The organism is Abyssisolibacter sp. ZYX002, assembly GCF_056892235.1.
In genome coordinates this window covers 215,922-228,924 of the sequence record NZ_JARMXH010000001.1, presented here as the reverse complement: position 1 = coordinate 228,924, position 13,003 = coordinate 215,922, and the positions used below count along the sequence as shown (strand labels likewise).

The window sequence follows — 13,003 nt, the reverse complement described above, 5'->3', positions numbered from 1 at the left end:
AATGGATACTTACCTTAAGATCAAATCATTTTTAACTCTATCTTGGAAAATATCTCCAAGCTACATATTGCTTTTATTGCTTAATGCTTTATTTACTGGTTTTAGAGTAATGATTAATGTAATACTCCCTAAGTATTTAATAAATGAACTCATAGGTGATAAAAAAATTCAATCCCTCTTAATCTTTGGATTAGCATTAGTTTTATCAAATGTATTCTTTGCTTTTTGTAATAATCTTTTAAACAGGATTGTATCCATCAAGAAGATCAACATGAGCGAACAAATGAAATTAGCTATGTCAAAAAAAATAATGAATATCAACTTCTCATATTTAGAAGATCCTTATTACTTGGATCTAAAAGAACGAGCAGTATTCGCTATAAACAACCAAGATGCACTCGAAACTATAATAAATAGTATAGCTAATATTATTAACAACATAGTCAGCATACTAGGTTTGGTAACCATACTATTAATGCTCAGTCCTGTTTTAGTAATAATTTTGTTAGCAACAATATGTCTATCGCTATTTATATACTATAACTTCATGCAATATCAACAAGAATTTTTTCAATCTCTTATACCAATAAACCGTAAATACGGATACTATATCAATATATGCTATTTACATGAATTTCAAAAAGATATCCGGTTGTTTAACTTTGAACCTTTGTTGATAAATAGAATTGAATCATACAACGGTGAACTAATAAATAAATTCTCTACATATTACAACAAATTAGGAAAAGTGGAAGGATTATATGGCATTATTACAAATCTTCAATCAAGTTTAGCATACGGCTATGTAGGTTTAAGAGCATTAGGTAAATTCGACTCACCTATTTCTATAGGTTCATTTACAATGTATGTATCAGCAGCAATTAATTTTTCTAACACAACAAAACAGCTTGGTGAAAACATCACAACTATAATCCAGATGTTAGGTTATTTGGAGCCATATATGGAATTTGTTAAGCTACCTGACTGTGTAAGTAGCAAAGCTACTTTAAAACTCACATCAATAGATTCTATAGAATTTCACAATGTATCTTTTAAATACCCTAGTAGCAACGACTACGTTTTAAAGAATATAAGCTTTAATATTAAAAAAGGAGAAAAAATATCCATAGTAGGATTAAACGGAGCTGGCAAATCTACATTGATTAAGCTACTATGCAGGCTTTACAAACCTACCTCTGGAACAATCTGCATAAATGAAAAAGATATTTATGAATATGAATACACCAGCTATATTAATAATATCTCTGCAATTTTTCAAGATTTTAAATTATTCTCCTTCACTATAAACGAAAATATCACATGTCAAGATGCACTTGAAAATCAAAGTACTGTCGCAAGTATAATAAAAAAAGTGGGATTACAACATGTTATTGATCATTTACCTTTAGGTTTACAATCCATTATAGGAAAAACATATGAAGACAAAGGAATAGAACTATCTGGTGGAGAAAGGCAAAAAATAGCTATAGCAAGAACACTATACAAAGATGCTTCTTTAATCATACTAGATGAGCCAACGAGTGCTTTAGACCCTTTAGCTGAAGCTGAGATATATGAAAACTTCAATAGCTTAGTTCAAAACAAAACTGCCATATATATTTCACACCGTATGTCTAGCAGTGTTTTTTGTGATAGAATATTGCTTTTGCAAAACGGAAGTATAGCTGATTATGATACTCACTCTAATTTGATGATTAAAAAAGACAGTTTGTACTACAAACTGTTTAATTCCCAAGCGAAAAACTATGAAATTACTAAAGCCACTAGCTAATCATATGTAAATAATTGTATGGAAATAGCTTTGAGGGGAATATTTAAACTCCCCTCTCATTATAGTCTTAAACAAGTAAAATTAGTTGTAAATTTACAGAAAGTTTCTGGTTGATGAGGAGCGTCAATATTTTTTAACTCTAAAAATTAAACCAATAACATCTATATTTACTACTTATCCCAAATCCCAGTTTTTCAGCTAAAATTCTTGAACCATCATTATCTTCACTACAATCCCAATATGGTATAAATTTATTTTTATTGCACTCCTTTATAAAACATTTTGCTAACGCTATAGCATATCCTTTTCTTCTATATTCTTTTAACGTCTCTATACCTATTGTATGTATGCTATTGTGTCTAAATCCTGTATAACATATGCTTACAATTTGCTTATCCTCTACTGCATAAAAACATATTCCTTTATTTTCAAAAAAGTTATCTATACTACCCCAAAATAATTGTAATTCGTTTATGATGAATTCAATATTCGTCACATCTAATCCATATATGTCTTCGTTAACTTTTCTTATATCACGACTATTTTCACAATCCATATTATTACTAAAGCCGTTCTCAAATAAATATGCTAACTGAACTCCATACTTTATACATCTATCTTTAAATACATCTTCTATTACTTTATGCCACTGATCTGTTACTCCTGAAATTTCAAACCAGTTTATGTTCTTTTTAGTTAATTCCATTAAAATTTGATTCATATATACTTTTATATCATCTGTAAAAACTTTGCATTTATGATCTCCAATAAAATAAAACCCTTGCATACCTTGATTCCATAATAAGGCCGACCTAGGATTCTCTTTACTATTAACGTATATTTCTCCTGGATTATTGCCTGCTATAACACTATATACCTCTGGAAAATTTTTTATCCCATCTAACAAATTTATATGATTACTATAATCATTCTTATCTAATTTATATATCACAAATATCACCCCTTTATAAGTAATTGATTATTACATAAATCTTTTATATTAATAAATAAAGCACTATTAAAAATCATATTTTTTTATAGCATCTTTACACAATTTACTTATTTTATTTAAACACTCCTCAGGCTCAGTTATGGTGACTTTGTCACTGTTTTCGATAGCTAAAAATATGTAATCATTAAAATTATTTGTATCAACAGTTATTTTTGCTGTATTGTTTAGCATCTTTATATCTGCATCAAAAAATAAGTAATCGTTTTTTATAACTTCAAAAAAATTCTTTTCTATTTCCAGCTTAACCGTATACTCTTTTTTACTATTTTTAATACTTTCTAAATATTCTTCGACTTTATCTTGTGTGTAACTCTCATTTGTTATGTTAACATTTTTAATTCTGTCAAGTCTAAAACATCTGACTTCTTTTCTAAGATTACAATAGCTGTCTAAATACCATCCTCCATTATAAAAAGACAACCTATACGGTGTTATCGTTCTAGTAGTATATTCATCTTTAAGTGGAGTATAATACTCTATCTCTAGATTTTTGTATTCAAGAAAACTTTTCACCATCTTACTAAAGAATTCATCACAATAACTCCCTGGAGTGATTAAATTAATATTTAAAGAAACTCTATCTAGTATTTTTTTATATCTATTCTTCATATCTTCATCCAATATATTTAGAAGCTTATAGCTTAACGATGTAAATGAAGATTGCATATTTGGTACTTTTATAACATCACCTGCATATAAACAAAACAATAAGTGCAGTATTTCATTTTCTTTTAAATGTAAGCTAGGAATAAAGAACTTTTGATCAATCTCGTAGCCCCCTTCTCGTCCTTCATAGGCTATTATAGGGACTTTTAACTGACAAAGAGCATCAATATCTCTGTATATAGTTCTCTTACTGACCTCAAATATTGTAGCTAGCTTTGTAGCTGTTATTTTATTATTTTCTTTTATAGCATAGATGATACCTGAAAGTCTCTCAATCTTTTTCATGCTCTCATCATCCTTCGTTTATTATTATATTACTATCATCATCGGTAAATAACTTTACATCACAAGGTTCATAAATGACCTTTTTGTCGTATTTTTGCTATCCATTTGTTACCCTTATAATATTAATACAATTATAACATAAACCTTTGATATAAAAAATATAGGGATGTCTCATAAGACATCCCCTTAGATTGATGACAAAGTCATCAATCTAGCAGACTTTAGTAAGAGTTCAATTTCAAGGCGTGTTAAAATTGAGTAGCAGAGCTTACTTAGAGGTAAGTGAGCAACGGAAATTTTAACAACAACGCAGAAATTGGGCTTTTGTCTACGGTCTGTAGGGATGTCTCATAAGACATCCCTTACAATTCATCTTTCTATATTAACTTATTTGATGATATTACCATTAGCATCATAGTATATATTTACAAGTGTTTCTACAGGAATTTTAACATGACCAATTACAGTCTCATATTTCCACTGCTTAACATACTTCTTGTAATATGTCATATTACTATCTATTGTTCCCATTTCTACCATTGTATCTCTTAAATATACATCCACAAACTCTATTGTTCCATCTTCTAGATGTAGTTTCCACCCAACTGGTCCATCATGGAAATGTCCAGGTACAGGTCCAGGTAAATGTCCTCCTTCATCTCCATTATTTCCGTTACAAATACTACACTCATTTATATATGTTTTATATTTAACTTTTATTTTTTTAGGTATTGAAACCTGTTTCTTGACATCTATTATAGACCTATATGTTGCAAACTGAAAACCTATACCTGCTTCTGCTTTAGTACAATTAGCTGGAGCTGTTGACAACGGAAATCCATAGCTGTATCCACTTGAGTATGTTTTAGTAATTGACGACCCTACTGTATTAGTTATTGTTGTTGAATGTTGAGCTGTTACACTGCTACTAAAACCTGCCGGACTACTTATTCCCATAGATACACTAACTGAATTAGTATTTGAAACACTTTTTGATACCGAATGTGATATTGAAACTGTTTGTCCCAAAGTTCCTGTAAAATTACTACTTCTGTAAAGTATACCAAATGGCTTGTACTTCACTATAGGATCATCGTCTGCTGGTCCATTAATTAATTTACTTTCTCTGACTCTCAAATAATATGTCCCATTAGAATCACTATAAGCTTTGTATGGCTCTGGCGTAGGTCCAACTATATAAATATTTGGTGCTGATTTTAACACTGCTGTTGAATAACATGACATAGGACTAGTTGCGGTTGTTAGTGTCATTGAAAACACAATAGTAAATATAAGCATTAAGGTAAAAATAGATTTTTTCATAAAATTCCTCCTTATTTTTAATCTTAATATTATTTTCAAGGCCAAAAAATAATGATTATAATCACTTACTATTAAGATTAATAACGACAGGAAATTGTTCCTATGAATCAATTGGAATAAATTTACTAGGCTATCGGTAGTTAAAATATTATAAAAAACTCAAGGTACATATTTCCTCCTTGAGTTTTTTGCCCTTTTTAATTAAACAAAAACTATCATACCATCATATGCAAAATATATATTATTATATTCTTTTTCTAGGTTTACATAATCATCATATGACTTTCCCCAATCTTCTTCTAAATGTGTGACTATGACTTTTCTTATGTTAAATAAACTCTTTAAATCCACTATTTCATCCATTGTGAATAACTCCTGTCTAAGCGAATTATTCTCTGCTAATATAAATCCATCTTTAAGTATATCTCCGACTATAGTATTTCCAATTATCAACAAATCTGCATCCATGAAAATATCGTCATTTGGAAATGGCTTTACATCACAAGGTGCATAAATCACCTTCTTGCCATCCTCCTGGAATACAAATACAGTAGCTCTATCTATTTTTACAAATGTGATCTTAACTTCTTCTATAGTTATCTCTTTACTTACAACTTGACGTTTTATCAGATTTCTTACATTTTCATAGTAATCTAAAAAGCTTCCATAGACAGATTTTATTGCATTTAAATCCTCCATTACATGTGGCATTGCAATAACATCTATAGGATTATTACACTCCATTCCCTCTGAAACTTTTAACCAATCGAGCCTCAATTGTTCAAACACTCTAAAACCTAATGTATGATCAGGGTCTAAATGACTAAACAAAACAGTATTAATCTCATTGACACCACTGTTATTTATAGCATGAACTATATCTTCTGGCGTATCAATAAGTAAATTTATATCGTGAAGAAATATAGAACACCCATATCTTGAATAAGGCCTACCTTTTTCCCTAGCCTCTACGCATACTTTACATTTACACAGTGGTTTAGGAAGAGATACACAACCACCACTACCTATTATTTCAAATTTCATTGAATAGCTCCTTTCTTATATCATCACTTAATCCAGTATGGTATAAATTATTATTTTACATTTCTAACAAACATTTTTCAATGCCATAGATTTGTTAGCTTTAATCATTCTTATTTAATTTATGTATTACAATGCCTCCACTTATGATCAATTAATACAATTATAACATAAAAAGAGGGATGGCTTAATCATCTTCATGATTTAATCATCCCCTTAATTCATTCTTAAATTAACTTAATTCACTATATTACCGTCTTTGTCTATAATATTACCGTTCGCATCATAATATATGGTCACAAGTGCTTCAATAGGTAACTTTACATAACCTATTACAGTCTCATATTTCCACTGCTTAACTGGCTTCTTATAATAAGTCATATTTTCATCTATTGTTCCGTTATTAACTAACTCATGCTTATATTCTTCTTCTATATATTTAGTGGTTCCGTCTTCTAACTCTAGATTCCAGCCAACTCGTCCATCATGAGCATCATGACATTCATTGCCTGCTTTACACAAGCTACACTCATTTATATATGTTTTATATTTAACTGTAAATTTCTTTAGTGATGTAATCTGTTTCTTGACATCAATGATAGACCTGTATGTTGCAACTTGAAAACCTACACCCCTTTCAGCTTTAGTACAATTTGCTGGCGCTGTTGACAGCGGAAATCCATAACTATATCCACTTGAATACGACCTAGTTATTGAGGAACCTACTGTTTTAGTTATTGTTGTTGAATGCTTTGTTGTTACATTCTGCTTGAACCCAAATAAATCTGCTCCTATAGATACGCTTACACTGTCTGTATTTGCTACACTTCTAGATACTGATTCTTGTATTGATACCGAACTTCCTAAGCTCCCCTGAAAATTACTACTTCTATAAAGTAAGCCAAATGGCTTGTACTTCACTATAGGGTCATTGTCAGCTGGCCCATGTAATAATTTGCTTTCTCTAACTCTCAGATAATACTTACCACCTGATTCACTATATTCTTGATATGGCTCAGGTGCTGGTCCAACTATATAAACATTTGGACTTGCTTTTGTCTGTGATATAGTATAAGTGGACATAGGACTACTTGCTATAGATAATGTCATTGAAAATATAACTATAAATGTAAGCATGAATATAAAAATAGTTTTTTTCATATATTTTGCTCCTCCATTGAATGTTTATTTTTAGTTCACTATATTACCATTCTTATCTATAATATTACCTTTAGCATCATAATATATGTTTACAAGTGTTTCTATAGGAACTTTAACATTACCAGTTATAGTCTCATATTTCCACTCCTTAACTGGCTTCTTGTAATAAGTCATATTTTTGTCTATTGTTCCGTCTTTCACAAGACTATCTTTGAACATTTCTTCCACTTCCACTGTTGTTCCATCTTGTAGATATAGTCTCCATCCAACTAATCCATCATGAAAATGTGCAGGATTATGTCCAGGTTTTCCTTCGTTCTTTTTGCAGATACTGCATTCATTCACATATCTTTTGTATTTGACTTTTATTTTTTTCGAAACTGTAACTAGTTTCTTGACATCTATTATAGACCTATATGTCGCAAACTGGAACCCTACACCTGCTTCAGCTTTAGTACAATTAGCCGGAGCTGTTGACAATGGGAATCCATAGCTATAACCACTTGAATATGTTTTAGTAATTGATGACCCTATTGATTTAGTTATTGTTGTTGAATGTTGAGCTGTTACGCTTCTACTAAAACCTGTAGGACTACTTATTCCCATAGATACACTAACTGAATTAGTGTTTGAAACACTTTTTGAAACCGAATGTGATATTGAAATTGTTTCGCCCAAAGTTCCTGTAAAGTTACTACTTCTATACAATATCCCAAAAGGCTTGTACTTTACTATTGGATCATCGTCTGCCGGTCCATGAATTAATTTACTTTCTCTAACCCTTAAATAATACTTTCCATTCGTATCATTATATCCTTTGTAAGGTTCTGGTGTAGGTCCAACTATATAGACGTTTGGTGCTGATTTTAACATTGATGTTGAATAACATGACATAGGACTATTTGCAGTTGAAAGAGTCATTGAAAACATGATAGTAAATACGAGCATTAACGTAAAAATAGTTTTTTTCATAAAAATCCTCCTTTTTTATTTAATTTTATAATTTATTGTATATTATGTCAATAGTTTACTTATTTGGAGGTGCATTTCATTTACTTTTTTCATAAAAAAACGCATAAAGCAGTTTTTATTATATTTCAAGTTGAGTTAATACCATATAAATAACAAAAAAAGACTGTCAATTTATTCATCAACAATCTTTTATAAATACTATTGTGTTTATTTGTTTTAAGTTATATTATTAATTATCTCGCGCTTTTAACTAAATTTATTATATAACTTAGTATTTATGATCTTATTCGTACTCAATAATGTTTACTTCATATTTTTTAGAGTTCACTCTTATAATAAGTTCTTTTTGTTTAACTATTTTTGTATCTTCCACTTCAAATTCTATAGATTTTAGCTTATTATCTTCTTCTACATATATGTCTTGTGCTTCCTTTATACCTACTTCTTTGAATAAGATTTTATCTCCAGGTTTTGCTTGTGCTATTTTGGGTAAATCTACACTTATCACATTAGCAATTTTAGTATACCCTCCCGTTGTTTGTCTATCTGCCATCATTATTATTGGTTTACCGTTACCTGATATTTGTATAGCACCAAACTCTATACCATCTGAAATAATATCCGCACCATTTATATGCTCAATCTCTGCACCATCTAATCTAAATCCCATTCTGTCACATTCGTTTGTGATTGTATATGTATCACTTAAAAACGTATCTATACCGTGTTTTGTAAAATATTCATTTTGAGGACCTAGTACTACCCTAATATCAATCTTATTTTCGTATATTGATATATGTTTTTTTGATAATAATCTCACTTTGTATTCACTGTCATAATTAATTATATCAACAATATCGCCTTTATTTAATTCCCGTCCTCTGTATCCACCAATTTTCCCTTTTAAGTATGTTGATCTACTTCCCATAACTATTGGTACATCAATTCCTCCAGTAAATGCAATATAGCTTCTACATCCATTCTTTAGCTCTCCAAAAGCCAATATGTCACCTTTATTTACTTTCACACTTCTGTACATAGGAATTTGTTTACCATTTATCATCGGAGATAAATCTCCTCCTGTTATAGCTATGATTTCTGGACTAGTAAATTTTAATTTGGGTCCTAACATTGTTATCTCTAATACTGCTTGTTCTTCATCATTCCCAACAAGTATATTGGCAATACGATATGAATATCTATCCATAACTCCCGAAACAGGAACTCCATATTGCTGAAAGCCTATCCTTCCACCATCTTGTATTGTAGTCAAAAAACCTTGTGTCAACACCATTATTTTTCCCATTTATATCCACTCTTTTCTTTGTGATATATTGTGTATTCGTACGTATTACTTTGTACTTGTTTTTCTATATCTTTATATTCATTTTTATCTATAGATACAAATTTGATATAATTGCCAGCTTGTAACAGTATAGGTTTTTCTCTATTTTCTTTGTACAATTTCAATGGTGTTTTCCCTATCATTTGCCATCCACCAGGGCTATCTATGGGGTAAATACCTGTTTGTCCACCCGCTATCCCTACCGATCCACTACTTATTTTAATTCTTGGAGTTTTTAGTCTAGGAGTAGCTATACTTTCATCCATTCCTCCCAAGTACGGAAACCCTGGTATAAATCCTAACATGTAAACTAGATACTCTTTAGATGTATGTATATTTATTACTTCTTGTACTGTCTTTTGATTGTGCGTAGCAACGTTTTCTATATCAGGACCATATTTTCCTCCATATAATGTAGGTATCTCAATAACTTTTGATAGTGGTATGTCTATATCATCTAGCTTGCTCTCTAATAATTTCATCTCATTTACCAATGTTTTATACCTTATATCTATAGGGTTATAGTGTACCATCAAGGAACGATATGTAGGTATCATTTCTATAATTCCTTTTAATCTTCTTTTCTCTATAGCAATCATCATTGCTCTTACTTTACTGTTTATTTTTTTAGATATAGAGTTGCCAAATTCTATAATCAACGATTTATCCCCTGAAATCAAATACTTTATGTTATCATACATGTTTACCACTCCTATAATAATGCCTCTCTATAAATTATCTAATAAAATTAGAAATAGAAGTTACTACTATACCCTCTTGTTTTAACTTTGATCGTATCTTATTCACAAACTCGATTGCTTTAGGATTATCTCCATGTACGCATATGGATTGTGCTTGTACATCTATGTCTGTACCATTTATAGCAGTTACTTTATCTTCTTTAACTATTTTAATAACTCTTTTGATTGCCAAATCAGCATCATGTATCACTGCACCATCTAAATTACGTGACACCAATGTCCCGTCTGGATTATATGCTCTATCTGCAAAAACTTCATTACAAACCTTTAATCCGAACGCTTTCCCAGCATTTATAATTTCGCTATTTGCTAACCCTATAAGAATTATTTCCTTATCCACTTCATATACAGCTTCTGCAATTGCCATCGCTAAAACTCTATCTTTTGCAGCCATGTTGTACATAGCTCCATGAGGTTTAATATGTTGCAATTTTACACCTCGTGATTTTGCAAATGCCATTAATGCTCCTAATTGATATATAATGTACGCTTTTACTTCCTGTGGTGTAACATTCATATTTCTTCTACCAAATCCCATCAAATCACAATATCCTGGATGAGCTCCTATAGCTACGTTATATTTGATTGCCATGTCAATAGTTTTCTGCATAACAATAGGATCACCAGCATGGAATCCACACGCTATATTGGCTGACGTAATATATTTAATCATTTCTTCATCTAAACCAATTTTATAGTTTCCAAAGCTCTCTCCAATATCACTATTTAAATCTACTTTGTACATTATCTCCCTCCCTTTGTTTCAATATTTAAACCGATGTTCCAAACTTTACGTGGTAATACTATCATATAATTTATAATATGTCTATATTTATAGGCTTTTATTTTTGATATTTATTCTGTTTATAGTGTTTTATCTATATGTTATACAGAAAAAAACAACCATTTATTCAAATGGTTGTTCTAGATTGATGACAAAGTCATCAAGATAGCAGACTTTAGTAAAAGTTCAATTTCAAGGCGTGTTAAAATTGAGTAGCAGAGCTTACTAAGAGATAAGTGAGCAACGGAAATTTTAACAACAACGCAGAAATTGGGCTTTTTTCTACAGTCTGATAACCATTTATTTAAATGGTTGTTCACTTTCTAAACCCTAATTGTTTTGAAATATATTGCGCTGTCTCTTTGACTTTTACAACAATCAACTTAATCCTTTCATCTGTAAATCTTTGCTGTGGCCCTGCTGCACTTATAGATGCTATGACTTTACCTGTATAATCAAATATCGGAGCGGCTATCCCAATTGTATAAGGTTCCATCTCTCCAAAACTAATAGCGTATCCAGTTTTTCTACTTTCTTTTATTTTATCCCATAGTTTTTCTTTATCAATTATTGTATTATCAGTGTATTTTATTAATTGCTCATTTTTTAATATTTTATTTATCTCTTCATCTTCCAAAAAAGACAACAACACCCTAGGACATGCACCTGCATTAAATCTAGCTCTTCTTCCTATTCTAGTATATAATCTTATAGAATGTGAACATGTCAATTTTTCTATATAAATTGCTTGATCTTTATCTCTTATAGCAAGCTGTACATCTTCATTTATACTATCTCGTAATTCCACCATAAACGGACGAGCTATATCTTTAATCTCTAAATTATCAGATACTAATAATCCTAATTCTAAGAACTTCATACCGAGTTTATATTGATTTTGTTTACCTCTAACATCTACCTTCATCAGGTATCCATTTTTCTCAAATGTATTAAATAATCTATACACAGTAGCCTTGGGAACAGAAGACAACCTAGCTACCTCACTCAATCCTCTGATTGGATTATCTTTAGTAAAATATTTTAGAAGCCCCAATGCTTTGTCCAAACTATTGTTTATACTATTATCAGCTATTTCACTCACCTACTTTTGTCTTCTCTATTTCCAAATGTTAGTAATTATAACTATCAATATCCCCACAGCACCCACAATCAATAGTGCTGTTAAAACACCAGCTATTATCTTTGCAGTTCTCTCGGAGACCTTATGCTTAAAAAACTTATTAAAAATATAAAATATTCCTGCAAACAAACCTTCAATCACTAGCTCAATTATTACTTCAAGTATAACCTCCATAAACATCTCCTATCTATTTTTATTTTAATATTCCATGTTGTTCTAAAACATTTTTTATCTCTTGTCTATTCCTAGGATCTTGCTCACTTTTACTAACCCCTCTAATAATCCTATTTAAGCATGGTTTCTCAATCAATATAGTAGGAATAGGATATGCATATGATGATGTCATTAATGAAAATACTCCTGCATACATGTTTTCTCCATTTACCACAACTACAAAAGGTTTTCTATACAAATCTTTTTTTCTACTAAGTATCATCTCTTTAGCATCAGTAGTCAACTCAAAACTGTGGTCTTGCCACTTATAATATATAAAATCTTTAACACTTAGAAGTGGTTCTTTCATAATCTTTATATCTGACACGTCAGTTTTTAACAACTGCTCTAATGTAATATCGTTTTGTAATAAATATATACCAAATTCACTCTTCAAATTAGGACTATGTACCTTATATGCTATTAAAACTATACATACAATTACTAATACAGCTATTATTATTTTTTTGTTTTTATGTAACATGTACTATCACCTCCAATAACTTA

Annotated in this window: 13 protein-coding genes; 1 reads left to right on the top strand and 12 read right to left on the bottom strand. The window is 30.4% G+C overall.

Annotated elements, in window-relative coordinates; all coding sequences use genetic code 11:
- The first annotated feature begins 1 nt into the window (after position 1).
- Complete coding sequence (locus P3X86_RS01035; RefSeq protein ID WP_483290765.1) at positions 2 to 1,792, top strand: ABC transporter ATP-binding protein; 1,791 nt, start codon at positions 2 to 4, stop codon at positions 1,790 to 1,792.
- Positions 1,793 to 1,931: 139 nt separating this feature from the next.
- Here the strand turns inward: P3X86_RS01035 and P3X86_RS01030 are convergent, their stop codons facing one another.
- From P3X86_RS01030 to P3X86_RS00975, 12 genes are all read right to left on the bottom strand, one after another.
- Positions 1,932 to 2,744 carry a GNAT family N-acetyltransferase gene (locus P3X86_RS01030; RefSeq protein WP_483290764.1) on the bottom strand — a complete coding sequence of 271 codons (813 nt, stop codon included), beginning with the start codon at positions 2,742 to 2,744 and terminating at the stop codon, positions 1,932 to 1,934.
- A 66-nt stretch (positions 2,745 to 2,810) separates the two neighbouring features.
- A complete protein-coding gene (locus P3X86_RS01025; RefSeq protein WP_483290763.1) occupies positions 2,811 to 3,755 on the bottom strand; it encodes a helix-turn-helix transcriptional regulator in 945 nt (314 codons plus the stop codon).
- A gap of 387 nt (positions 3,756 to 4,142) precedes the next feature.
- Positions 4,143 to 5,078, bottom strand: a complete 936-nt coding sequence (locus P3X86_RS01020; protein WP_483290762.1) for a hypothetical protein — start codon at positions 5,076 to 5,078, stop codon at positions 4,143 to 4,145.
- A 201-nt stretch (positions 5,079 to 5,279) separates the two neighbouring features.
- The gene (locus P3X86_RS01015) at positions 5,280 to 6,122 is read right to left on the bottom strand and encodes an MBL fold metallo-hydrolase (RefSeq protein WP_483290761.1); all 843 of its coding nucleotides are present in this window, start codon (positions 6,120 to 6,122) and stop codon (positions 5,280 to 5,282) included.
- A gap of 234 nt (positions 6,123 to 6,356) precedes the next feature.
- On the bottom strand, positions 6,357 to 7,280 hold the full coding sequence (locus tag P3X86_RS01010) for a hypothetical protein (RefSeq protein WP_483290760.1): 924 nt from the start codon (positions 7,278 to 7,280) through the stop codon (positions 6,357 to 6,359).
- 30 nt (positions 7,281 to 7,310) lie between these two features.
- On the bottom strand, positions 7,311 to 8,252 hold the full coding sequence (locus tag P3X86_RS01005; RefSeq protein ID WP_483290759.1) for a hypothetical protein: 942 nt from the start codon (positions 8,250 to 8,252) through the stop codon (positions 7,311 to 7,313).
- Between the two features lie 283 nt (positions 8,253 to 8,535).
- Positions 8,536 to 9,558: a 5-oxoprolinase subunit C family protein gene (locus tag P3X86_RS01000; RefSeq protein WP_483290758.1), complete on the bottom strand. Its 1,023-nt coding sequence runs from the start codon at positions 9,556 to 9,558 to the stop codon at positions 8,536 to 8,538.
- A complete protein-coding gene (gene pxpB / locus P3X86_RS00995) occupies positions 9,546 to 10,298 on the bottom strand; it encodes a 5-oxoprolinase subunit PxpB (protein ID WP_483290757.1) in 753 nt (250 codons plus the stop codon). Before pxpB ends, P3X86_RS01000 begins: the two co-directional genes overlap by 13 nt.
- A 34-nt stretch (positions 10,299 to 10,332) precedes the next feature.
- On the bottom strand, positions 10,333 to 11,103 hold the full coding sequence (locus tag P3X86_RS00990) for a LamB/YcsF family protein (protein ID WP_483290756.1): 771 nt from the start codon (positions 11,101 to 11,103) through the stop codon (positions 10,333 to 10,335).
- Between the two features lie 355 nt (positions 11,104 to 11,458).
- Positions 11,459 to 12,244 (bottom strand): IclR family transcriptional regulator, encoded by a 786-nt coding sequence (locus tag P3X86_RS00985; RefSeq protein WP_483290755.1) that lies wholly within the window; start codon positions 12,242 to 12,244, stop codon positions 11,459 to 11,461.
- A 15-nt stretch (positions 12,245 to 12,259) separates the two neighbouring features.
- The gene (locus P3X86_RS00980; protein WP_483290754.1) at positions 12,260 to 12,457 is read right to left on the bottom strand and encodes a hypothetical protein; all 198 of its coding nucleotides are present in this window, start codon (positions 12,455 to 12,457) and stop codon (positions 12,260 to 12,262) included.
- Positions 12,458 to 12,476: 19 nt separating this feature from the next.
- Positions 12,477 to 12,980 (bottom strand): hypothetical protein, encoded by a 504-nt coding sequence (locus P3X86_RS00975; protein WP_483290753.1) that lies wholly within the window; start codon positions 12,978 to 12,980, stop codon positions 12,477 to 12,479.
- Between the last annotated feature and the right edge of the window lie 23 nt (positions 12,981 to 13,003).

Excerpts from the sequence above, each read along its gene's own strand:
- P3X86_RS01035 (WP_483290765.1), top strand. The coding sequence starts at position 2 with ATGGATACTTACCTTAAGATCAAATCATTTTTAACTCTATCTTGGAAA.
- P3X86_RS01025 (WP_483290763.1), bottom strand. The coding sequence starts at position 3,755 with ATGAAAAAGATTGAGAGACTTTCAGGTATCATCTATGCTATAAAAGAA.
- P3X86_RS01020 (WP_483290762.1), bottom strand. The coding sequence starts at position 5,078 with ATGAAAAAATCTATTTTTACCTTAATGCTTATATTTACTATTGTGTTT.
- P3X86_RS01015 (WP_483290761.1), bottom strand. The coding sequence starts at position 6,122 with ATGAAATTTGAAATAATAGGTAGTGGTGGTTGTGTATCTCTTCCTAAA.
- P3X86_RS01010 (WP_483290760.1), bottom strand. The coding sequence starts at position 7,280 with ATGAAAAAAACTATTTTTATATTCATGCTTACATTTATAGTTATATTT.
- P3X86_RS01005 (WP_483290759.1), bottom strand. The coding sequence starts at position 8,252 with ATGAAAAAAACTATTTTTACGTTAATGCTCGTATTTACTATCATGTTT.
- P3X86_RS01000 (WP_483290758.1), bottom strand. The coding sequence starts at position 9,558 with ATGGGAAAAATAATGGTGTTGACACAAGGTTTTTTGACTACAATACAA.
- pxpB (WP_483290757.1), bottom strand. The coding sequence starts at position 10,298 with ATGTATGATAACATAAAGTATTTGATTTCAGGGGATAAATCGTTGATT.
- P3X86_RS00990 (WP_483290756.1), bottom strand. The coding sequence starts at position 11,103 with ATGTACAAAGTAGATTTAAATAGTGATATTGGAGAGAGCTTTGGAAAC.
- P3X86_RS00980 (WP_483290754.1), bottom strand. The coding sequence starts at position 12,457 with ATGGAGGTTATACTTGAAGTAATAATTGAGCTAGTGATTGAAGGTTTG.
- P3X86_RS00975 (WP_483290753.1), bottom strand. The coding sequence starts at position 12,980 with ATGTTACATAAAAACAAAAAAATAATAATAGCTGTATTAGTAATTGTA.